Source organism: Streptomyces sp. R11 (assembly GCF_041051905.1).
Lineage (GTDB): Bacteria > Actinomycetota > Actinomycetes > Streptomycetales > Streptomycetaceae > Streptomyces.
In genome coordinates this window covers 5,021,854-5,044,287 of sequence record NZ_CP163432.1, presented here as the reverse complement: position 1 = coordinate 5,044,287, position 22,434 = coordinate 5,021,854, and the positions used below count along the sequence as shown (strand labels likewise).

Sequence of the window (22,434 nt, the reverse complement as noted above, 5' to 3'; positions counted from 1 at the left end):
GCCGCTGCACGCCGTGACCACACGGCCGCCGACCCGACCCCTCGCCGAAGAGCGGGGGACCACCAGATCCGCGACCGCGCTGCCCCGGAGGAGACGGGAAAACATGTCAGCCTTCGTCCCCACCCGCACCGAGGAACCAAGCCGAGAGAATCACCTCCACGAACCCCACAGCCCGCCCCCGACCAGGCGGCCCCGTTACCGCATCGCGGGCGCCGACGTATCGGCCTCGATCGCGGTCTTCCTGATCGCACTCCCCCTGTCCCTGGGCATCGCCCTCGCCACGGGCGCGCCCCTCCAGGCCGGCCTCGTCGCCGCGGCCGTCGGCGGGATCGTCGTCGGCTATCTCGGCGGCACGCCGCTCCAGGTCAGCGGACCCGCGGCCGGTCTCACGGTCGTCACCGCCGAGCTCATCCAGAGATACGGATGGCGTACGACCTGTGCCATCACCGTCCTCGCCGGCCTTGCCCAACTCGGCCTGGGTTTCGTGCGCGTGGCTCGCTCCGCACTCGCCGTCAGCCCCGCCATCGTGCACGGCATGCTCGCCGGCATCGGCGTCACCATCGCCGTGGCCCAGCTCCACATCGTCCTCGGCGGCACCCCGCACAGCTCGGTCCTCGACAACATGCGTGAGCTTCCGGCCCAGTTGGCCGGCGTGCATGCAGCCGCTCTGTCGGTGAGCGCGCTGACCCTCGTCCTGCTGTTGGCCTGGCCCCGGATCCCGGGCCGCATGGGCGGGCTCCTGCGCAAGGTGCCGGCCCCGCTCGTCGCAGTCGCCGGAGCCAGCACAGCCGCGTCATTCGCCGGGCTCAGCCTCCCCAAGGTCGACCTGCCGTCCTGGAGCAGCCACGCGCTGGCCGCACTCCCCGAAGGCCCGGTCCTCGGCCTGGTCGCCGCCGTGCTGACCATCACCCTGGTGTGCAGCGTGCAGTCGCTGCTCGGTGCGGTCGCCGTGGACAAGCTGGTCGCCACGCGGCCGGAGCTGTCCGCCCGTGTCGGGCGCTCCGACCTGGACCGTGAGCTGCTCGGTCAGGGCGCCGCCAATGTCGTCTCCGGCGCGCTCGGCGGGCTGCCCATCGCCGGGGTGGCCGTGCGCAGTTCCGCGAATGTGCATGCCGGTGCCGTCAGCCGGAACTCCACGATGCTGCACGGCGTTCTCGTAGTAGTCGCCGCGTTGCTGATGGTCCCGATCCTGGAGCTCATCCCGCTCGCCTCGCTCGCCGCCCTGGTGATGGCCGTCGGCATCCAGATGGTGTCCCTGCACCACATCCGCACGGTGACCCGCCACCGAGAGGTGCTGGTGTACGCCATCACCACCCTCGGCGTGGTGTTCTTCGGCGTCCTTGAGGGCGTGGCGCTGGGAATCGCCATGGCCGTCGCCGTCGCCCTGCACCGCCTCACCCGCACCCGCATCACGCACGACGAGAAGGAAGGAGTCCATCACGTACATGTGAGAGGCCAGTTGACGTTCCTCGCGGTGCCGCGGCTCAGCCGGGCCCTGCATCTCGTACCCCAAGGCGCGCAAGCCGTGGTGGAGTTGGACGGTTCGTTCATGGACCACGCGGCGTACGAGTCACTGCAGGACTGGCAGAACACGCACACCGCCCACGGTGGCTCCGTCGAGCTGATCGGCCGCAGATCCGTGGTCCGGATCGGTGAGCCGACCGGACCGGTCGGTCTCCATCTCGACGGGACGGGCACGGCCGAGCCGGCCGGCTGCCGTTGCCACCCCTGGACAGCCTGGCGCAACCACCAGTGCGAGATCCCGGAGTCCGTCACGTCCCGCGACGGAGAGCCTGGGCAAGCGCAGGCGATCGCGACCGACGACAGCGACGAGGCAGACGCGCCCGGCAACACTGGAGCCTCTGGCAACGCAGGAGCCCCTGGCCACACCGGCGCCACCGACGGCACCGACGGCACCGACGGCACCGACGGCACCGACACGGTCGGCGGTCTCGGCAGGGCCGACGGCACCGAGAGCCCCACCGGATCCGCCCGCCCCCACGAGAGCGGGGTCGACGGGGCGGACAGGGTCGGCGCGGGCAGCGAGGTCCGCGGGGTGGCCGGCGGCACTGACGGTAGTCGCCCGAGCGGCCGTCAACTGGCCCGAGGCATCAGCGCGTTCCAGCGCAACACCGCGCCCTTGGTGCGGGGCGAGCTGGCGCGGCTGGCGCGGGAGGGGCAGCAGCCTTCCCAGCTGTTCCTCACCTGCGCGGACTCACGACTGGTCACGTCGATGATCACCTCCAGTGGTCCCGGCGACCTGTTCGTGGTGCGCAACGTGGGCAACCTCGTTCCGCTGCCCGGCCAGGAGAGCGGGGACGATTCGGTGGCGGCCGCGATCGAGTACGCGGTGGACGTGCTGGAGGTGCGGTCCGTCACGGTGTGCGGGCACTCCGGGTGCGGGGCCATGCAGACGCTGCTCAACTCCGAACCGGACGGCCCGCAGACCCCGCTCAGGAGGTGGCTGCGGCACGGGGTGCCGAGCCTGGAGCGGATGTCCGACGAGGACCGGCCGTGGGCCAGACTCGCCGGGCGGGCCCCGGCCGACGCTGTCGAGCAGCTCTGCCTGACCAACGTGGTCCAGCAGTTGGAGCACCTGCGAGCGCACGAGTCGGTGGCCCGCGCCCTGCGGGAGGGGGCGCTGGAGCTGCACGGGATGTACTTCCACGTGGGCGAGGCGCAGGCGTATCTGCTCGCCGAGGAGGGCGAAGAGGGCACGGACGACGTGTTCGACCACGTGGGAGTGGCGGATCTGTCGGCGTGATGCGGGGAGGTGTGCGCGGCCCCGTTCGGTGCGGGGCCGCGCTTCTCGTGCGCTGTGGTTCGCGTGGGCCGGCGTTCACCTGGAAGGAGCCGCGTCCGAGCGGGGCCGCGGCCCCACAAAGCGGCGTTCCCGCGGGTCGGCGTTTCGCCTGGACCGGGATGGAGTGTGAAAGGGATTACAGACCTGAACCGCGTCCGTCCGGCGTCCGTGGGAACGGATGACCCCGGCGCGTTCACCGCGGCGCCCGAAAGCAGCTCCGGGCCGCTCCCGGACCCACTCGCCGACAGGTCTAAACCAATTTTCCGTCGACCCTTGTCATCGGACCCCCGGGTCTGATGAGCTGTGGCCTGGGACACAACGGACACCCTGGGAAAGGGAGATGTCGTGAGCAACGAAAGCCTGGCCAACCTGCTCAAGGAAGAACGCAGGTTCGCACCCCCCGCCGACCTGGCCGCAGGCGCCAACGTCACCGCGGAGGCGTATGAACAGGCCAAGGCTGACAGGCTCGGCTTCTGGGCCGAGCAGGCCCGCCGGCTGACCTGGGCCAAGGAGCCTACCGAGACGCTGGACTGGTCGAACCCGCCGTTCGCGAAGTGGTTCAAGGACGGCGAGCTCAACGTCGCATACAACTGCGTGGACCGGCATGTGGAAGCCGGACACGGCGACCGGATCGCCATCCACTTCGAGGGCGAGCCCGGCGACAGCCGCGCGATCACCTACGCCGAGCTCAAGGACGAGGTCTCCAAGGCCGCCAACGCCCTGCTGGAGCTGGGTGTTCAGAAGGGCGACCGGGTCGCGGTCTACATGCCGATGATTCCCGAGACGGCGGTCGCGATGCTGGCCTGCGCGCGTATCGGCGCCGCGCACTCCGTCGTCTTCGGCGGCTTCTCGGCGGACGCGCTCGCCACCCGGATCCAGGACGCCGACGCCAAGGTCGTCATCACCTCCGACGGCGGATACCGACGCGGCAAGCCGTCCGCGCTCAAGCCGGCCGTGGACGACGCGGTGGCGCGCGTGGAGAACGTCGAGCACGTGCTCGTCGTCCGGCGCACCGGTCAGGAGGTCGCCTGGGACGACAGCCGCGACGTGTGGTGGCACGAGATCGTCGAGCGGCAGAGCGCCGAGCACACGCCTGAGGCGTTCGAGGCGGAGCACCCGCTGTTCATCCTGTACACGTCCGGGACGACGGGTAAGCCGAAGGGCATCCTGCACACGTCCGGCGGCTATCTCACCCAGACCGCGTACACCCACCACTCGGTCTTCGACCTCAAGCCGGAGACGGACGTCTACTGGTGCACCGCCGACGTCGGCTGGGTGACCGGGCACTCGTACATCGTGTACGGGCCGCTGGCGAACGGCGCGACGCAGGTCATGTACGAGGGCACGCCGGACACGCCGCACCAGGGCCGGTTCTGGGAGATCGTCCAGAAGTACGGGGTGACGATCCTGTACACGGCGCCGACCGCGATCCGTACGTTCATGAAGTGGGGCGACGACATCCCCGCGAAGTTCGACCTCGGCAGCCTCCGGGTGCTCGGGTCCGTCGGTGAGCCGATCAACCCCGAGGCGTGGATCTGGTACCGCAAGAACATCGGCGGCGACCGCACCCCGATCGTGGACACGTGGTGGCAGACCGAGACCGGCGCGATGATGATCTCGCCGCTGCCGGGGGTCACCGAGACCAAGCCCGGTTCCGCGCAGACGCCACTGCCCGGCATCGCCGCTACCGTCGTCGACGACGAGGCGAACGAGGTGCCCAACGGCGGTGGCGGCTATCTGGTCCTGACCGAGCCGTGGCCGTCGATGCTGCGCACCATCTGGGGCGACGACCAGCGGTTCATCGACACGTACTGGTCGCGGTTCGAGGGCAAGTACTTCGCCGGTGACGGGGCGAAGAAGGACGACGACGGGGACATCTGGCTCCTCGGGCGCGTCGACGACGTCATGCTCGTGTCGGGCCACAACATCTCCACCACGGAGGTCGAGTCCGCGCTGGTCTCCCACCCGTCCGTCGCCGAGGCGGCCGTCGTCGGCGCCGCCGACGAGACCACCGGGCAGGCGATCGTCGCCTTCGTGATCCTGCGCGGTACGGCGAACGCCGAGGACGAGGGCCTCGTCAACGAACTGCGCAACCACGTCGGCACCACCCTCGGACCGATCGCCAAGCCGAAGCGGATCCTGCCGGTGGCCGAGCTGCCGAAGACCCGCTCCGGCAAGATCATGCGCCGACTGCTGCGGGACGTCGCCGAGAACCGCCAGCTCGGTGATGTCACCACGCTGACCGACTCGACCGTCATGGACCTCATCCAGGCGAAGCTCCCGGCGGCGCCGAGCGAGGACTGAGCACGACCGCAGTCCGAGTACGGCAGGGGACTGAGCACGACCGCGAAGGGCACCCGGCGTCAAGCGCGCCGGGTGCCCTTCGCGTACGTACGGTGGAACTCGACGGATGCACCCCGACGCACCCTTAGTTAAACTAACCAAAAACAGCCTCACCCTCAGGTGCGCCGGGAAGTCTGGTCGGCATGTGTTCTGTCCTGCCCACCGACCGGAGGTCTCCCTCATGGCCGCGTCCCGCACCACCGCTCCCGCCCGCAAGGTCTTCGCGCGGCTGTCCCTCCCCGAGCGGAACTTCGTCGCGGACGCGCTGCGCACCGAGACCGTCGGTGGTGTGCTGCTGCTCGTCGCCGCGATCGCCGCGCTGGTCTGGGCAAACGTTCCCCCACTGCACGACAGCTACGAGAGCGTCAGCCACTTCCACCTCGGCCCCGAGGCCCTCGGACTGAATCTGTCCATCGAGCACTGGGCCGCCGACGGTCTTCTCGCGATCTTCTTCTTCGTCGCCGGTATCGAGCTCAAGCGTGAGCTGGTCGCCGGCGATCTCCGTGACCCCAAGGCGGCCGTACTGCCGGTCGTCGCCGCGCTGTGCGGGATGGCGGTACCCGCGCTGGTCTACACGCTGACCAACGTCACCGGGGGCGGCTCGTCGGCGGGCTGGGCCGTCCCGACCGCCACGGACATCGCCTTCGCGCTGGCCGTGCTCGCCGTCATCGGCACCTCCCTGCCGAGCGCCCTGCGTGCCTTCCTGCTCACGCTCGCCGTCGTCGACGACCTCTTCGCGATTCTGATCATCGCGATCTTCTTCACCGACCGGATCGACTTCGCCGCGCTCGGCGGTGCCGTCGTCGGGCTGGGCATGTTCTGGCTGCTGCTGAGGAAGGGCGTACGCGGGTGGTACGTGTACGTTCCGCTCGCCCTCGTCATCTGGGCGCTGATGTACAACAGCGGCGTCCACGCCACCATCGCGGGCGTGGCGATGGGCCTGATGCTGCGCTGCACCAGGCGCGAGGGCGAGGAGCACTCCCCCGGCGAGCACATCGAGCATCTCGTACGCCCCCTGTCGGCGGGCCTGGCCGTACCGCTGTTCGCGCTGTTCAGCGCGGGCGTGGCCATCTCCGGCGGTGCGCTCGGCGATGTGTTCGTCCAGCCGGAGACGCTGGGCGTGATCCTGGGGCTCGTCGTCGGCAAGACAATCGGGATCTTCGGCGGCACATGGCTGACGGCACGTTTCACCAAGGCCTCGCTCAGCGACGACCTGGAGTGGGCGGACGTCTTCGCCGTGGCGACCCTCGCCGGCATCGGCTTCACCGTCTCGCTGCTCATCGGGGAGCTCGCCTTCGGGGGCGACGCCACGCTGACCGACGAGGTCAAGGCCGCCGTGCTGATGGGCTCCCTCATCGCGGCGATTCTGGCGACGGTGCTGCTGAAGATCCGGAACGCCAAGTACCGCGCGATGGTCGAAGCGGAGGAGCGCGACGACGACGAGAGCGGCATTCCGGACATCTATGAGGAGGACACTCCGGAGTACCACCTGCGGATGGCCGCCATCCACGACCGCAAGGCCGCCGAGCACCGCCGAATCGCCGAGGAGCAGGTCGCCGCACGCCACGCGCTTGCCGAAGTGGCGGGCGGGGCAGGCGAGGAGGAGCAGCGTCGGGCATGATCTGACGGGACGGCACAAAAGACGGAACCGTACCCAGTCAGGCAGAAGACGGAACCGTGACTACGAGGGAGACCGCGATGAGCGCATCCGACGGCAGCCCGGTCGGCGCCGAACGCAGCATCGGCCAGCTGTTCGCCTCGGCGACGACCGAGATGTCGGCGCTGGTGCACGACGAGATCGCACTGGCGAAAGCGCAGCTCAAGCAGGACGTCAAGCGCGGCGCGACGAGCGGCGGCGCGTTCACGGTGGCCGCCGCGGTGCTGGTGTTCTCGCTGCCGATGCTGAACTTCGCCCTCGCGTACGGCATTCGGACGTGGAGCGACTGGAACCTCGCGATCTGCTTCGTGCTGTCCTTCGCCGCGAACGTCCTCGTCGCCCTCGTGCTCGCGCTGATCGGGGTCGTGTTCGCGAAGAAGGCCAAGAAGAGCCAGGGCCCGCAGAAGGTCGCCGCCTCGGTGAAGGAGACCGCGGGCGTCCTGCAGAACGCCAAGCCGCATCCGCGTCCGACCCCGGCGACGGCACCGGAGCTGGAGGACCGGGCGCCGGCGGCCATCGAGGCTGTGGCACGCTCGTCGTCATGACGGATCCCGCCACCCCCTCGGCGCAACCTGCCTCGGTCGTACGACCCGATGGTCCCTGGACACACAGGGACGTGGCCGCCAATGGTGCGCGCTTCCACATCGCTGAGATGGGCGACGGCCCGCTGGTGCTGCTGCTGCACGGCTTCCCGCAGTTCTGGTGGGCCTGGCGGCACCAACTCGTCGCCCTCGCCGACGCGGGCTTCCGGGCGGTGGCGATGGACCTCAGGGGCGTCGGCGGCAGCGACCGCACCCCACGCGGTTACGACCCGGCCAACCTCGCCCTCGACATCACCGGGGTGGTCCGCTCGCTCGGTGAGCCCGACGCCGCGCTGGTCGGACACGACCTCGGCGGCTATCTGGCGTGGACGGCGGCCGTGATGCGTCCCAAGCTCGTACGGCGGCTCGCGGTGTCCTCCATGCCGCACCCGCGGCGCTGGCGTTCGGCGATGCTCTCGGACGTCAAGCAGACGAGTGCGAGTTCCTACATCTGGGGGTTTCAGCGGCCCTGGGTTCCCGAGCGGCAGCTGACCGCCGACGACGGGGCGCTCGTCGCGCGGCTGGTCCGGGACTGGTCGGGCCCGCGCCTGCCGGACGACGAGGCGGTGGAGACGTACCGCCGCGCGATCTGCATCCCGTCGACGGCGCACTGCTCCATCGAGCCGTACCGCTGGATGGTGCGCTCGCTGGCCCGTCCCGACGGCATCCAGTTCAACCGGCGCATGAAGCGCCCGGTGCGCGTCCCGACGCTGCATCTGCACGGCTCGCTCGACCCCGTGATGCGTACGCGCAGCGCGGCCGGCTCCGGCGAGTACGTCGAAGCGCCGTACCGCTGGCGGCTGTTCGACGGGCTCGGGCACTTCCCGCACGAGGAAGACCCGGTCGCTTTCTCCACCGAACTGATCAACTGGCTGAAAGATCCCGAACCCGATCGGTGACCGCGCCGCTGCGCCTGGCATCCGGATCTGAACAGGTGTACTACGAACAGCCAATTGCCTGGCGCATAGGCCAATTGGGGGCCCTGGGGGCGGTTATCGACCTTGGGGCAGGGGCAGACGTCGGGGTATGGGCTGGACGCACGACTACAGTGACGCAGCACGCAATCGCCGCTCGGCCAGTGGGCTGAGCTCCCACCAGCGAGGCACCGCCCCGCAGATGCCGGGCTCGGACCTACGGGTGGGCATTCCGCGCATTCTGCGCCGCCGGGCCCGCTGGGTCTCGGTGCGGCTGCGCCATCCGCGCACCTGACACCGGCCGCGCCCCGCAGGCCTTTCCCAACCGGGACTACAGCGCGCAGCTGTCGCTGTCCACCTGCTGGTTGGCGGTACGCCCCTTGACGATGTCCTCCTGGATCTCGTCCGCGGTGAGCGCGTATCCGGTCTCGGCGTCGTCGAGCGACTTGGCGAAGACCACGCCGTACACCTTGCCCTCGGGCGTGAGCAGCGGGCCGCCGGAGTTGCCCTGACGCACCGTCGCGTACAGCGAATAGACGTCACGGCGCACGGTGCCGCGGTGGTAGATGTCCGGGCCGTTGGCCGGCAGGCGCCCGCGCACGCGCGCGGCACGCACGTCGTACGCCCCGTTCTCCGGGAAGCCCGCGATGATCGCGCTGTCGCCGCTCTCGGCGTCGGTGGCCGTGAACTGCAGTGCGGGCGCGTCCAGGTCGGGAACGTCGAGTACGGCGATGTCGCGCTCCCAGTCGTAGAGGACGACGGTGGCGTCGTACTTCCTGCCCTCGCCCCCGATCTGGACGGTGGGTTCGTCGACGCCGCCGACGACGTGCGCGTTGGTCATGATGCGGCGTTCGGCGAAGACGAAGCCGGTGCCCTCCAGCACCTTGCCGCAACTCGTCGCCGTGCCCATGACCTTGACGATGGAACGCTGGGCGCGGGTGGCCACCGGGCTGGCCGCCAGGGCCGGGTCGGGCGGCTTGACCTCGTTGATCGGCTCGTTCGAGAACGGGCTGAAGACCTGCGGGAAGCCGTTCTGCGCGAGGACCGTGGAGAAGTCCGCGAACCAGGTGTCCGCCTGGTCGGGCAGCGCCCGCGAGACGCCGAGCAGCACCTTGGAGCTACGCACCTCCTTGCCGAGCGTCGGCAGGGTGGTCCCGGCGAGGGCGGAGCCGATCAGCCAGGCCACCAGCAGCATCGCGACGACGTTGACGAGGGCGCCGCCGGTCGCGTCCAGGGCGCGGGCCGGGGACCAGGTGATGTACCGGCGCAGCTTGTTGCCGAGGTGGGTGGTCAGGGCCTGGCCGACGGAGGCGCAGACGATCACCACGACGACCGCGACAACAGCGGCGGTCGTACTCACCTCGGCGTTGTCGGTCAGCGCGTCCCAGATGACCGGGAGGAGGTACACGGCCACGAGTCCGCCGCCGAGGAAACCGATCACCGACAGGATGCCGACGACGAAGCCCTGGCGGTAGCCCACGATCGCGAACCACACGGCGGCGACCAGCAACAGGATGTCCAGCACATTCACGGAGGCCACCCTGTCATGACCGCCAGTCGAGCGGGACCTGCTTGCTTCTGTCCCAGGGCTGCTCCCAGCCCGAGTAGTGCAGCAGACGGTCGATGATGCCGGCCGTGAAGCCCCAGACCAGGGCCGATTCGACCAGAAATGCCGGACCTCGGTGCCCGCTGGGGTGGACGGTCGTGGCGCGGTTGCCCGGGTCCGTGAGATCCGCCACGGGGACGGTGAAGACGCGGGCCGTCTCGTTCGGATCGACGACGTCGACCGGGCTCGGCTCGCGCCACCAGCCCAGCACGGGCGTCACGACGAAGCCGCTCACCGGGATGTACAGCTTGGGCAGGACACCGAAGAGCTGGACGCCGCTGGGATCGAGCCCGGTCTCCTCCTCGGCCTCGCGGAGAGCCGCCCGCAGCGGCCCGTCGGTCTGCGGGTCGCCGTCCTCGGGGTCGAGGGCGCCGCCCGGGAAGGAGGGCTGTCCGGCATGGGAGCGCAGGGAGCTGGCGCGCTCCATCAGCAGCAGCTCGGGCCCGCGCTCGCCCTCACCGAAGAGGATCAGTACGGCCGATTGGCGCCCCGCGCCGTCCTCCGGCGGCAGGAAGCGGCTCAGCTGCATCGGCTCGACCGTCTCCACCACCCGCACCACCGGGGCCAGCCAGTCCGGCAGCCCTTCGTTGCTGAGCACCACCGGACCGCCCTGTGTATCGCTCGCCCGCGTCATCGCCACCCCCCTCGTCCTGCCCAGTCCAACGCCCGACGGCACCTAGATCGTTCCGGCCGCCCCGCCCGCTCGCTCACCGAACGGCCTCCCGTCCGCCCGGGGATGGCCGTACGACCGCACGCCCGCGGGTGCTCGAACGGTTCCGGGCGGGCCGTACGCATGCATGCCGACCGGCGACCGGTCCGTTCCGAGCCTGCGGTACGGCCGGCCGCCGACCAGCGGCCGGCCCGTCCGGACCCCGCCGCACGACCGCGTACCGCGACCGCGGCAGCCCGTCTGCTCGGCCGCGTCATCCGGCCCCCAGCGGCGGGGCCGGCTTGCCGCCCGCGTCGAGGTAGGACTGCGGAGGCTTGAGTCGCTGGCCGGGGAAGCCGCCCTTCTCGTACTTAAGGAGCTTCTTCGCCTTCTCCGGGTCGGTCTCGCCCTCGCCGTAGGCCGGGCAGAGCGGCGCGATGGGGCAGGCGCCGCACGCGGGCTTGCGGGCGTGGCAGATGCGGCGGCCGTGCCAGATCACGTGGTGCGAGAGGTCCGTCCAGTCACTCTTGGGGAACAGCGCGGCGATCTCGGCCTCGATCTTGTCGGGGTCCGTCTGCTCGGTCCACTGCCAGCGCCGCACCAGCCGCTGGAAGTGCGTGTCCACGGTGATGCCGGGGCGGCCGAAGGCGTTGCCGAGGACGACAAAGGCCGTCTTGCGGCCGACGCCGGGCAGCTTGACCAGGTCCTCGAGCCGGCCCGGGACCTCGCCGCCGTGGTTCTCCACCAACGCCTTCGACAGGCCCATGACCGACTTGGTCTTGGCCCGGAAGAAACCGCACGGACGGAGGATCTCCTCGACCTCCTCCGGGTTGGCGGCCGAGAGCTCCTCCGGGGTGGGGTACTTGCCGAAGAGCGCGGGCGTCGCCTGGTTGACGCGCAGGTCGGTGGTCTGGGCGGACAGGACCGTGGCGACCAGGAGCTGGAACGAGTTGTCGAAGTCCAGTTCGGGGTGGGCGTACGGGTAGACGTCGGCGAGCTCACGGTTGATACGGCGGGCGCGACGGACGAGGGCGGTCCGGGACTCGGCCGAGGGGGGCTTCGGGCTCACGGTCTTGACGGCAGAGGCACCCTTCACCGAGGCGGTGGCCTTCTCGGGGATGATGGCCGGTTTCTTGCTGATCGCCCTCTTCGTGCTCGTCCTCGCCGCGGTCGCTTTCTTCGCGCTCGCCGTTTTCTTCGCGCTCGCCGTCTTCGCGGGTGTGGCTTTCGTGGCGGGTGTGGCTTTCTTGGCCGGCGTGGCCTTCTGGGCGGCCGTCGACTTCTTGGCGGCCGACTGCTTCTTCGCGCCCGTCTGCTTCTTCGCGCCCGCACCCTTCTGCACGCCCCCGCCCGCTTCCTCCTTTGCGGGCACGGCCTGCTTGGCTGCCGCAGCCTTCTTCGAGGACGCAGCCTTCTTCGCACCCGTCGGCGCCTCCGCACCGCCCGACTGCTTCCCGCCCGCGGCCTTCCCGGCAGGGCTTGACTTCACCGCCGCTTTCCCGCCACGTGCCACCGCCTCATCCGGCGCCTTTTTCGCCGCTTTTGCCGTTTTCCGTCCGCCACCAGGGTCCTGTTCGCCCACAGCGGAATCGCGACGTACAACCACCCGCCCAGCCCCCTTGGCCTGTGCTCTCACCGGCGATTTGGACACCCGGCCAGCCTAAAGCCAGGCACTGACATCCGCCCCGGACCCTGAAGATCGGCCCCCAATTGGACCCCTGCCGCTTACCTCGGGACACCTGTGCGGCATCCTTGTGACAGATCACACTGTTTGGACCGTCCGGCAAAATGGGGAACACGGTCCCCTGGTACGCGGGGGAGCGATCCCCTGAGCAGGTCGACAAGGAGAGAACTCGTGGACGACCCTCTGCGGCGCAATCCGCTCTTCGCGGCTCTCGACGACGAGCAGTCCGCGGAACTGCGCGCCTCCATGAGTGAGGTGACCCTCGCACGTGGCGACTCCCTGTTCCACGAGGGCGACCCGGGCGATCGGCTCTATGTCGTCACCGAGGGCAAGGTCAAGCTTCACCGGACGTCTCCCGACGGCCGCGAGAACATGCTGGCCGTCGTAGGCCCCGGAGAGCTCATCGGCGAGCTGTCCCTCTTCGACCCGGGCCCGCGCACGGCGACCGCCACCGCGCTGACCGAGGTCAAGCTGCTGGGCCTGGGCCACGGCGACCTCCAGCCCTGGCTGAACGCCCGCCCCGAGGTGGCCACCGCGCTGCTGCGCGCCGTCGCGCGCCGTCTGCGCCGCACCAACGACGCGATGTCCGACCTCGTTTTCTCGGACGTCCCGGGCCGCGTGGCCCGCGCGCTCCTGGACCTCTCCCGCCGTTTCGGCGTGCAGTCCGAGGAGGGCATCCACGTCGTGCACGACCTGACGCAGGAGGAGCTGGCCCAGCTGGTCGGCGCATCCCGCGAGACGGTCAACAAGGCGCTGGCCGACTTCGCAGGTCGCGGCTGGCTGCGCCTGGAGGCCCGCGCGGTGATCCTGCTGGACGTGGAGCGGCTGGCCAAGCGCTCCCGCTAGGCACACCGAGCCAGTGCCGGGCGCATCTCAAGCCGTACGACGCCGGGGCCCCGTCTCTCCGTGAGGCGGGGCCCCGGCGCGTTTGCCTGCCCCCTGATCGGCCACCCCCTCGAACATCTGCGCACCAGGAGATAGCCTCCGCCCATGGCAAACGGGCAGTGGTACCCACCGGAGTGGCCGGACCGAATCCGCGCGCTTGCGGCAGGAAACCTGACCCCGGCCGCCCCGAAACGCGCGGCCACCGTCATGCTGCTCAGGGACGCCGACACCGGCCCGGCCGTGCACATGCTGCGCCGCCGCGCGTCCATGGCCTTCGCGGGTGGGGCGTACGCCTACCCGGGCGGAGGCGTCGATCCTCGCGACGAGCATCAGATCCGCTGGGCGGGCCCCACGCGCGCGTGGTGGGCGCAGCGGCTCGGTGTCGACGAGGCGGCGGCCCAGGCGATCGTCTGCGCGGCCGTACGGGAGACGTACGAGGAGGCGGGCGTCCTGCTCGCCGGCCCGACCCCCGATTCCGTCGTCGGTGACACCACCGGCGAGGACTGGGAGGCGGACCGCGCAGCCGTGGTGGCCCGGGACGTGTCGTTCGCCGAGTTCCTGGACCGCCGGGGACTGGTGCTGCGTTCGGATCTGCTGGGCGCCTGGACCCGCTGGATCACCCCGGAGTTCGAACCCCGCCGCTACGACACGTGGTTCTTCGTCGCGGCCCTCCCGGAGGGCCAGCGCACCCGCAACGCCTCCACGGAGGCCGACCGCACGGTGTGGATCCGTCCCGCGGAGGCCGCCGACTCGTACGACAAGGGCGAGCTGCTGATGATGCCGCCCACCATCGCGACGCTGCGCCAGCTGACCCCGTACGACAGCGCCGCTCAGGCTCTCGCCGCCGCTCCCGAACGCGACCTCACGCCCGTCCTGGCGCAGGCCCGCCTGGAGGACGGCGAGATCGTGCTGTCCTGGCCCGGCCACGACGAGTTCACCAAGCACATCCCGACCGGCGGAGCCCCCGCATGACCTTGCCCGCAGTGTCCGCAGCAACCGCGGTTCCCGAAGCGCCCGCAGCACTGGAAGGCCCTCTCGTATGACGGACGCAGCAGCCCTCCCCGGCCAGCCGCGAGGCGGGGTCCTCTCCGGCCCTGCCACCGCCCGCGCCGTCAACATCCTCGCGCCCAACCCCTCCGCGATGACTCTGGACGGCACCAACACCTGGCTGCTGTCCGAGCCCGACTCGGACCTGGCCGTCGTGGTCGACCCGGGCCCGCTGGACGAGGGACACCTGCGCAACGTCGTCGACACGGCCGAGAAGGCCGGCAAGCGCGTCGCCCTGACGCTGCTCACCCACGGCCACCCGGACCACGCGGAGGGCGCCGTACGCTTCGCCGAACTGACCGGCACACACGTGCGTGCCCTCGACCCGGCGCTGCGGCTCGGCGACGAGGGGCTCGGCGCCGGGAACGTGATCGACATCGGCGGCCTGGAGTTGAGGGTCGTCCCGACGCCCGGCCACACCGCCGACTCGCTCTCCTTCCATCTCCCGGCCGACCGGGCCGTCCTGACCGGTGACACGGTCCTGGGGCGCGGCACGACGGTCGTGGCGCACCCCGACGGCCGCCTGGGCGACTACCTGGACACCCTGCGGCGGCTCCGGTCCCTCACGGTCGACGACGGCGTGCACACCGTCCTCCCAGGTCACGGCCCCGTCCTCGAGGATGCCCAGGGCGCCGTCGAGTTCTACCTCGCCCACCGCGCCCACCGCCTCGCCCAGGTCGAGACGGCCGTCGAGAACGGCTACGGCACCCCGGCGGAAGTCGTCGCCCACGTGTACGCGGACGTGGACCGCTCCCTGTGGCCCGCGGCCGAGTTGTCGGTACGGGCGCAGTTGGACTACCTGGAGGAGCACGGGCTCATCTAGGCGGGCCGAGGGCCGCCTCCTGAGCGTCGTCAGTCGGGCCGGGGGGCTTTGACGCCGTGCACACGCGCGTACTCCTGCGCAAGCCAAGGACCGAGATCCTCGACGTACGACCGGAGGACGGCCGCATCGCCGGTCGGCTCCCGCCCGAGCAGGGCCGCGGTCCGCATCTGCTCGGCCCGGGCGGGATAGTACGACCCGAAGGCTTCCGCCATCTGCACCAGATCGCTGGTCCACCCACCCCAGCGAGGCATGACGAGCGTGAACCCGGTCCGCACCAGATGCCGGGACATGAACCGGACGAGCGGCCGTCGGGCGTCATCGCTGTCGTCGGCGCCGGCGATCCGCGCCCGCCACCGAGGCAGCAGGAGGCCGAGATCGCCGTTCGTCTCGCGTGCGAGCAGCGAGTCGGGCCGGTAGCGCGGCAGATACTCGGCGAGATCGTCCCCCAGGAGGGGCGTGCACAGGCAGGCGACGAACCACCCGCCGTCGTACCGCTCCAGGTCGCTGAGCAGCTGCCTGCGGCTGCACAGCAGCGTCCCCGCCCCGTCGATCTGCGCGAACTCCTTGTCCAGCCCCTCGTCGAGCCCGCGCGCGTCCGCGCGGTCCGCCTCGGTCGGCTCCTCGCGCAGGGCGACCAGCAGATCCAGGTCGCTGCGCCCCACGCGCGCGGTGCCGCGCGGAATCGACCCGTAGAGGTAGGCGCTGTGCAGCCGCGCCGCGAACACATCCAGCAGGCGGTCGCGAGCGGCGGCGACGACGGGCCGGAAGGCGTGGGGGACACGCCCGAGCGACCCTTCGCGCGCGATGTACCCCTGGGCGTCCAGCCCGCTTCGGAGGACGGTTTCGGCCATGGGGCCACTGTGCCCTGCCGGGAGGGCGGCGGGCGGCTCATTTACGGTGCCGTTCAGCGATGTTCAGCCTGTCCGGACGGCGGCCGGCGGCCGGCGGCGGGCCGCCTTCGACAGCCGCACCGCCGAAGGCCTGCGCCAACGCCGTCGCCTACGCCTCCGTGAGCTCCACCTGGACCTCGACCTCCACCGGCGCGTCCAGTGGAAGCACCGCCACGCCGACCGCGCTGCGCGCGTGGACGCCCTTGTCGCCCAGGACCTGGGCGAGGAGTTCGCTGGCGCCGTTGAGGACGCCGGGCTGGCCGGTGAAGTCCGGGGCCGAGGCCACGAAGCCCACCACCTTCACCACGCGCGCGACACGGTCCAGGTCGCCCGCCACCGACTTCACGGCCGCGAGGGCGTTCAGAGCGCACGTGCGGGCGAGGTCCTTGGCCTCCTCGGCGGTGACCTCGGCGCCCACCTTGCCGGTGACCGGGAGTTTGCCCTCCACCATGGGCAGCTGGCCGGCGGTGTAGACGTACACGCCGGTCTGGACGGCCGGCTGGTACGCGGCCAGCGGAGGCACGACCTCCGGCAGCGTCAGGCCCAGCTCGGCAAGCTTCTCCTCGACCGCGCTCACGCCTGCTTCTCCCGCTTCAGGTAGGCCACGAGCTGCTCGGGGTTGTTCGGCCCGGGCACGACCTGGACGAGCTCCCAGCCGTCCTCGCCCCAGGTGTCCAGAATCTGCTTCGTGGCGTGGACGAGCAGCGGCACGGTTGCGTATTCCCACTTGGTCATGTGGCCGACTTTATCCGCTGCCCGGCCAGGGCAATGCGGCCGACCGCGGTCACGTTGTCCACAGGCTGTCGCGTAGCTTGCGCACCGACTGGTTAGGCTCGAAGACGTGAGCAGGCTCCAGGTCGTCAGCGGCAAGGGCGGGACCGGAAAGACCACGGTCGCCGCCGCGCTCGCGCTCGCCCTCGCCACGGAGGGGAAGCGGACGCTTCTCGTCGAGGTCGAGGGCAGGCAGGGCATCGCGCAGCTCTTCGAAACAGAGGCGCTGCCTTATGAGGAGCGGAAGATCGCCGTCGCTCCTGGGGGCGGGGAGGTGTATGCCCTCGCCATAGACCCCGAACTGGCCCTTCTGGACTACCTCCAGATGTTCTACAAAATGGGCGGTGCGGGCCGGGCCCTGAAGAAGCTCGGCGCGATCGACTTCGCCACCACCATCGCGCCGGGGCTCAGAGACGTGCTCCTGACCGGCAAGGCGTGTGAGGCCGTGCGGCGCAAGGACAAGGCCGGGCGGTTCATCTACGACTGTGTCGTCATGGACGCCCCTCCCACCGGGCGCATCACCCGCTTCCTCAACGTCAACGACGAGGTCGCCGGTCTCGCCCGGATAGGGCCGATACACAATCAGGCACAGGCCGTGATGCGCGTGCTGAAGTCGGCCGAGACGGCCGTGCACCTGGTCACGCTGCTGGAGGAGATGCCCGTCCAGGAGACCGCGGACGGGATCGCCGAGCTGCGGTCCGCGCGGCTGCCGGTGGGGCGGATCATCGTGAACATGGTGCGGCCCGAGGTGTTGGACGCCACCGACCTGGAACTCGTACGCAGTGTGCCGCGTGCCGCCGTCGCCAAGTCGCTGTCCTCCGCCGGGCTCGGCGGGGCACGGCGCGGCGGGAACGCCGAGCGGCTGGTGGACCCGCTGCTGGCGCAGGCCGACGAGTACGCCGAGCGGTACGCGCTGGAGCAGGAGCAGCGGGCGGTCCTGGAGGAGTTGGGGCTGCCGGTGCACGAACTGCCGCTGCTCGCCGAGGGCATGGACCTGGCGGGCCTGTACGAACTCGCGGGCGAGCTGCGGGAACAGGGCCTGTCATGAGTTCGTTCACCGGGCAGGACACGAGTCCGTTCAGCAGGCGGGAGCGGCACGCCGTACGGCGGGATCGGCACGCCGTACGTCAGGAGCGTCAGCGTCGGAAGCAGGGGATGTCATGAGCCGTCCGGAATCCGCCCAGGCGCCCGACGCCGCGCGCACGTCTCATCTGTCCCCCACGCACGTGCTCGACCTCGACCCGCTGCTCGACGACCCGAAGACCCGCATCGTGGTCTGCTGCGGCTCGGGCGGCGTCGGCAAGACCACGACCGCGGCGGCGCTGGGACTGCGGGCCGCCGAGCGCGGCCGCAAGGTGGTCGTGCTCACCATCGACCCGGCCCGCCGGCTCGCCCAGTCGATGGGCATCGACTCCCTGGACAACACCCCGCGCCGGGTCAAGGGCGTCGAGGGCGAGGGCGAGCTGCACGCGATGATGCTCGACATGAAGCGCACCTTCGACGAGATCGTCGAGGCGCACGCGGATCCGGACCGGGCGGCCGCGATCCTGGGCAACCCGTTCTACCAGTCACTTTCGGCGGGCTTCGCGGGCACGCAGGAATACATGGCGATGGAGAAGCTGGGCCAGCTGCGCGCGCGGGACGAGTGGGACCTCATCGTCGTCGACACGCCGCCGTCCCGCTCTGCGCTGGACTTCCTGGACGCACCCAAGCGGCTCGGCTCGTTCCTGGACGGCAAGCTGATCCGCGTCCTGCTGGCCCCGGCGAAGGTGGGCGGCCGCGCGGGGATGAAGTTCCTGAACGTCGGCATGTCGATGATGACGGGCGCGCTGGGCAAGCTGCTCGGCGGTCAGCTGCTGAAGGACGTACAGACCTTCGTGGCCGCGATGGACTCCATGTTCGGCGGGTTCCGTACGCGCGCGGACGCGACGTACAAGCTGCTCCAGGCGCCCGGTACGGCGTTCCTGGTGGTGGCCGCGCCGGAGCGGGACGCGTTGCGCGAGGCCGCGTACTTCGTGGAGCGGCTGGCCGCCGAGGACATGCCGCTCGCCGGTCTGGTGCTCAACCGGGTCCACGGCAGCGGCGCCGACCGGCTGTCGGCCGAGCGCGCGCTCGCCGCCGCGGAAAATCTTGAAGAGCCCGGCATTGTGGATCAGGAGGGCGGGAAAGCTGGACTTCGTAACTCCCCCGACACGTACGACAGTTCAGAATCAGTCGCATCCGAATCGCCCGCTTCGGACGAATCGGCTCCCGAAGAACCGGCTCCCGACGCAGGCTTCCCCGCCGCTCCTGAGGCAGGCTCCCCCGCCCCCGACATGGAGCGCACCGCAGCCACGGACGAGCCGCAGCCCGTTGCTCCGCAATCCGCCACTGCGCATGTGGAGCGGTCCGTCGACCAACTCACCACAGGCCTGCTGAGGCTGCACGCCGAGCGCATGCAGCTGCTCACCCGTGAGCAGCGCACGCGTGACCGCTTCACCTCACTGCACCCCGAGGTGGCGGTGGCCGAAGTGGCCGCGCTGCCCGGCGATGTGCATGACCTGGCGGGACTGCGGGACATCGGAAACCGGCTCGCGGCCCATAAGCCGGAGCTGCCTGACCCCGCGGCCGGCACCTGAGGGAGTCCGGGAGGAGACCTCCTGGTCCCCTCAGCCCAGGTCCCCTCAGCTCACCGCCGCGAAGTCCTCGTACACCTGGTCGTCGTCGAGCGGCAGGATGCCCGCGCCCCGCTCGTACTCCGAGCGCGCGGTCTCCAGCAGCCGGCGCCAGGACGTCACGGTGGGCCGCCTGCGCAGCAGCGCACGGCGCTCCCGCTCGGTCATTCCTCCCCACACGCCGAACTCGACGCGGTTGTCCAGCGCGTCCGCCAGGCACTCCGTGCGCACCGGGCATCCGGTGCACACCGCCTTGGCCCTGTTCTGCGCTGCTCCCTGAACGAACAGTTCATCCGGATCGGTAGTGCGGCAGGCCGCCTGCGCACTCCAGTCGACTACCCAGCCCATACCGGCGCCGTCCTCTCCCGAATCGAGGCTCCCCCACGGCGGCAGCGGCATATTCACCGCCGCCAGTTGAGGACGTTACGGAAGGTGGGCACAGCGCAACACCCCCTTCGGGCCCAATCTTGAATGGCCCGAACGGACTATGCGTAAGCGGCAGATCACCCGGGGGAGTGAGCTGGCGACATGCGTGACTTTCCCGGCAAACCGGGACAGTTCAGTTGAGTCACAACGGACGCCGGATGACACACAAGGCGGATTCGGACACGCCCCCACCAAAAAAGTGGGGAACCTCCGGAACGATTCGGGGTCGCCGGACGTATTGATACGTGGCCGCACTGCTGTGACAGTTGAGAGCAGCTTAGGCCAATGCCTGCATGCCTGTCCGGCGAATAGGCTGCTTCCGCGAGCGTGCTCTGCTCGCGCACGGTCGGCCCTCGGTTCGCTCATCTCTACGGTTTAGGCTGCCCCCATGCCAAAGAAGCGCTCGGGCGGTGGTCTGTCGCCAACGCAACAGGCCGCCAAGTTCCTCGGTGTCAGTGTGCTCGCGGGAGCCGTGCTGGCCGGTATCGCGTTGCCCGCCGTCGGCGCGCTGGGCCTCGCGGCCAAGGGTTCGGTCGAGAGTTTCGACGAGCTCCCGGTCAGCCTCAAGACGCCGCCACTGAGCCAGCGCACCACGATCCTGGACGCCAAGGGCGACCAGATCGCCTCGGTCTACTCGCGCGACCGTACGGTGGTCGACCTCAAGGACATCTCGCCGTTCATGCAGAAGGCGATCGTCGCGATCGAGGACGCCCGCTTCTACCAGCATGGCGCGGTCGACCTGAAGGGCGTCCTGCGCGCCCTCAACCGCAACGCGCAGAGCGGCGGCGTCACCGAGGGCGCGTCCACGCTCACCCAGCAGTACGTGAAGAACGTCTTCGTCGAGGAGGCCGGCGACGACGCGACGAAGGTCGCCCAGGCCACCCAGCAGACCCTCGGCCGCAAGATCAAGGAGCTGAAGTACGCGATCCAGGTCGAGGAGGAGCTCGGCAAGAAGAAGATCCTCGAGAACTACCTGAACATCACGTTCTTCGGCCAGCAGGCGTACGGCGTCGAGGCCGCCTCGCAGCGCTACTTCTCCAAGTCCGCCAAGGACCTCAAGCTCCAGGAAGCGGCCCTGCTCGCCGGCATCGTCCAGTCGCCGAGCCGCTACGACCCGGTCAACGACGAGGCCGAGGCCACCAAGCGCCGCAACATCGTCCTGCAGCGCATGGCCGACGTCGGCGACGTCTCCCAGGCGGATGCCGACAAGGCCAAGGAGGCGCCGCTCGGCCTGAAGGTCAGCAAGCCCAACAACGGCTGCATCACCGCGGTCAAGGGCGCCGGCTTCTTCTGCCAGTACGTCGAGAGGGTCTTCCTCAGCGACCCGGTCTTCGGCAAGAACCGCGAGGCCCGCGCCAAGGTCTGGAACCGCGGCGGCCTGACCATCACGACGACCCTCGACCCGCAGGCCCAGGAGTCGGTCCAGGCCTCGCTCAAGGACCACGTCAACCAGGACGACAAGGTCGCCGCCGCGACCACCCTCGTCGAGCCCGGCACCGGCAAGATCCTCGGCATGGGCCAGTCGAAGCCGTACGGCTACGGCAAGAACGAGACCGAGTACAACTACTCCGTCGACGCGGCCTACGGCGGCTCCAACTTCGGCTTCCCGACCGGTTCGACGTTCAAGCCGTTCGTCGCGGCGGCCGCGCTGGAGGAAGGGCGCCCGCCGACGCAGGAGTACTCGTCGCCGTACGAGATGGAGTACCCGAGCCCGGTCCAGACGTGCGACAGCAAGCCGTGGACCAACCTGAACGGCGAGAAGCTGGAGAACGAAGCCGAGTCGGAGCGCGGCCCCTACCGCCTGAGGAAGGCGATGGAGCTGTCGGTCAACACCTACTTCGTGCAGATGGTCGCCGACATCGGTCTGTGCCCGGTGGTCAACATCACCGACAAGCTGCAGGTCCGGCAGGGCAACGGCGACAAGCTCCCGGAGACCCCCTCCGTCACCCTCGGCTCGATCGGCCTCTCCCCGCTGACGATGGCGAGCGCTTACGCCGCCTTCGCCTCCCGCGGCATGTACTGCACGCCGATCGCCATCGAGTCGATCTCGCAGAAGGTCGGCGGGGAGCAGAAGTCGCTCGAGGTGCCCAAGTCGACGTGCTCGCGGGCGATGTCCGAGCAGACCGCGGACACCATCAACACCCTGCTGCAGGGCGTGGTCGACTCCGGCACGGGCAAGGAGGCCGGTCTCACCAACCGCCAGAGCGCCGGTAAGACGGGTACGACGGACGAGCGCCGCAACGCCTGGTTCGTCGGCTACACGCCGAATCTCTCGGGCGCCGTCTGGGTGGGCAGCGCCACCCAGAAGGTCAAGATGCGGAACATCTACATCGGCGGCCAGTACCACGACCTCGTCTACGGCGGCCGGGTCCCGGGGCCGATCTGGCGGGACGCGATGAACGGCGCCCTCGACGGCAAGCCCGACGAGAACTTCAACACCGTCCACATCCCGGAGGACAAGCCGGACCGTGGCCGCGGTGACGAGGACGAAGACGGCGACGAGAACGGCAACGGCGACGGGAACAACGGCGACGACAACGTCATCGGCGGCCTGATCGGCGGCGGGAACAACGGCGGTGGCAACAACGGCGGCGCGGACGGCGGTACGTTCCCGACGCCCTCCTTCTCGATCCCCGAGGGCTGGTGGCAGGGGCAGTCGAACGGGAACGGCACCGGGGGGCGTGGCTGACGCGGCCTTGAA

The 22,434-nt window shown here is 70.2% G+C and carries 19 protein-coding genes; 12 read left to right on the top strand and 7 right to left on the bottom strand.

Annotated features, from left to right (window positions below; genetic code table 11):
* Window positions 1-103: 103 nt before the first annotated feature.
* The 6 genes from AB5J55_RS23375 (at window position 104) to AB5J55_RS23350 (ending at window position 8,593) form a co-directional block, all read left to right on the top strand.
* A complete protein-coding gene (locus tag AB5J55_RS23375) occupies window positions 104-2,764 on the top strand; it encodes a bifunctional SulP family inorganic anion transporter/carbonic anhydrase (protein ID WP_369272536.1) in 2,661 nt (886 codons plus the stop codon).
* A 384-nt stretch (window positions 2,765-3,148) separates the two neighbouring features.
* Window positions 3,149-5,107 (top strand): acetate--CoA ligase, encoded by a 1,959-nt coding sequence (gene acs / locus AB5J55_RS23370; RefSeq protein ID WP_369272535.1) that lies wholly within the window; start codon window positions 3,149-3,151, stop codon window positions 5,105-5,107.
* 220 nt (window positions 5,108-5,327) lie between these two features.
* Window positions 5,328-6,767 (top strand): Na+/H+ antiporter NhaA, encoded by a 1,440-nt coding sequence (gene nhaA, locus AB5J55_RS23365; RefSeq protein WP_369272534.1) that lies wholly within the window; start codon window positions 5,328-5,330, stop codon window positions 6,765-6,767.
* A 77-nt stretch (window positions 6,768-6,844) separates the two neighbouring features.
* Window positions 6,845-7,348 carry a phage holin family protein gene (locus AB5J55_RS23360; RefSeq protein ID WP_369272533.1) on the top strand — a complete coding sequence of 168 codons (504 nt, stop codon included), beginning with the start codon at window positions 6,845-6,847 and terminating at the stop codon, window positions 7,346-7,348.
* Window positions 7,345-8,283, top strand: coding sequence for an alpha/beta fold hydrolase (locus AB5J55_RS23355; RefSeq protein ID WP_369272532.1), 939 nt, complete (start codon window positions 7,345-7,347; stop codon window positions 8,281-8,283). Before AB5J55_RS23360 ends, AB5J55_RS23355 begins: the two co-directional genes overlap by 4 nt.
* A 127-nt stretch (window positions 8,284-8,410) precedes the next feature.
* Window positions 8,411-8,593 carry a hypothetical protein gene (locus AB5J55_RS23350; RefSeq protein ID WP_369272531.1) on the top strand — a complete coding sequence of 61 codons (183 nt, stop codon included), beginning with the start codon at window positions 8,411-8,413 and terminating at the stop codon, window positions 8,591-8,593.
* A 36-nt stretch (window positions 8,594-8,629) separates the two neighbouring features.
* On the opposite strand, the gene AB5J55_RS23345 is transcribed toward AB5J55_RS23350, so the two are convergent.
* The 3 genes from AB5J55_RS23345 to nth all read right to left on the bottom strand — a co-directional run bounded on the left by AB5J55_RS23345 (window position 8,630) and on the right by nth (window position 11,895).
* Window positions 8,630-9,829 (bottom strand): MarP family serine protease, encoded by a 1,200-nt coding sequence (locus tag AB5J55_RS23345; RefSeq protein WP_369272530.1) that lies wholly within the window; start codon window positions 9,827-9,829, stop codon window positions 8,630-8,632.
* 13 nt (window positions 9,830-9,842) lie between these two features.
* Window positions 9,843-10,538 carry a CoA pyrophosphatase gene (locus tag AB5J55_RS23340; protein WP_369272529.1) on the bottom strand — a complete coding sequence of 232 codons (696 nt, stop codon included), beginning with the start codon at window positions 10,536-10,538 and terminating at the stop codon, window positions 9,843-9,845.
* A gap of 289 nt (window positions 10,539-10,827) precedes the next feature.
* Window positions 10,828-11,895: an endonuclease III gene (gene nth, locus AB5J55_RS23335; protein WP_369276266.1), complete on the bottom strand. Its 1,068-nt coding sequence runs from the start codon at window positions 11,893-11,895 to the stop codon at window positions 10,828-10,830.
* A gap of 513 nt (window positions 11,896-12,408) precedes the next feature.
* Between nth and AB5J55_RS23330 the strand changes: the two genes are divergently transcribed.
* The 3 genes from AB5J55_RS23330 (at window position 12,409) to AB5J55_RS23320 (ending at window position 14,992) form a co-directional block, all read left to right on the top strand.
* Complete coding sequence (locus tag AB5J55_RS23330) at window positions 12,409-13,083, top strand: Crp/Fnr family transcriptional regulator (protein ID WP_007492020.1); 675 nt, start codon at window positions 12,409-12,411, stop codon at window positions 13,081-13,083.
* 144 nt (window positions 13,084-13,227) lie between these two features.
* Window positions 13,228-14,094 (top strand): NUDIX hydrolase, encoded by an 867-nt coding sequence (locus AB5J55_RS23325; protein ID WP_369272528.1) that lies wholly within the window; start codon window positions 13,228-13,230, stop codon window positions 14,092-14,094.
* 67 nt (window positions 14,095-14,161) lie between these two features.
* On the top strand, window positions 14,162-14,992 hold the full coding sequence (locus AB5J55_RS23320; RefSeq protein WP_369272527.1) for an MBL fold metallo-hydrolase: 831 nt from the start codon (window positions 14,162-14,164) through the stop codon (window positions 14,990-14,992).
* 29 nt (window positions 14,993-15,021) lie between these two features.
* Here AB5J55_RS23320 and AB5J55_RS23315 read toward each other — a convergent pair whose 3' ends face one another.
* The 3 genes from AB5J55_RS23315 to AB5J55_RS23305 form a co-directional block, all read right to left on the bottom strand.
* Window positions 15,022-15,843 (bottom strand): nucleotidyltransferase domain-containing protein, encoded by an 822-nt coding sequence (locus tag AB5J55_RS23315; protein WP_369272526.1) that lies wholly within the window; start codon window positions 15,841-15,843, stop codon window positions 15,022-15,024.
* Window positions 15,844-15,991: 148 nt separating this feature from the next.
* Window positions 15,992-16,459, bottom strand: coding sequence for a RidA family protein (locus AB5J55_RS23310; RefSeq protein ID WP_369272525.1), 468 nt, complete (start codon window positions 16,457-16,459; stop codon window positions 15,992-15,994).
* Window positions 16,456-16,617 (bottom strand): DUF4177 domain-containing protein, encoded by a 162-nt coding sequence (locus tag AB5J55_RS23305; RefSeq protein WP_003975360.1) that lies wholly within the window; start codon window positions 16,615-16,617, stop codon window positions 16,456-16,458. Before AB5J55_RS23305 ends, AB5J55_RS23310 begins: the two co-directional genes overlap by 4 nt.
* A 106-nt stretch (window positions 16,618-16,723) precedes the next feature.
* Between AB5J55_RS23305 and AB5J55_RS23300 the strand changes: the two genes are divergently transcribed.
* Complete coding sequence (locus AB5J55_RS23300) at window positions 16,724-17,701, top strand: ArsA family ATPase (RefSeq protein WP_369272524.1); 978 nt, start codon at window positions 16,724-16,726, stop codon at window positions 17,699-17,701.
* Between the two features lie 112 nt (window positions 17,702-17,813).
* Window positions 17,814-19,271, top strand: a complete 1,458-nt coding sequence (locus tag AB5J55_RS23295) for an ArsA family ATPase (protein ID WP_369272523.1) — start codon at window positions 17,814-17,816, stop codon at window positions 19,269-19,271.
* 45 nt (window positions 19,272-19,316) lie between these two features.
* Here the strand turns inward: AB5J55_RS23295 and AB5J55_RS23290 are convergent, their stop codons facing one another.
* Window positions 19,317-19,655 (bottom strand): WhiB family transcriptional regulator, encoded by a 339-nt coding sequence (locus AB5J55_RS23290; RefSeq protein WP_328425258.1) that lies wholly within the window; start codon window positions 19,653-19,655, stop codon window positions 19,317-19,319.
* A gap of 466 nt (window positions 19,656-20,121) precedes the next feature.
* On the opposite strand from AB5J55_RS23290, the gene AB5J55_RS23285 reads away from it, so the two are divergent.
* Window positions 20,122-22,422: a transglycosylase domain-containing protein gene (locus tag AB5J55_RS23285; RefSeq protein WP_369272522.1), complete on the top strand. Its 2,301-nt coding sequence runs from the start codon at window positions 20,122-20,124 to the stop codon at window positions 22,420-22,422.
* Window positions 22,423-22,434: the final 12 nt, after the last annotated feature.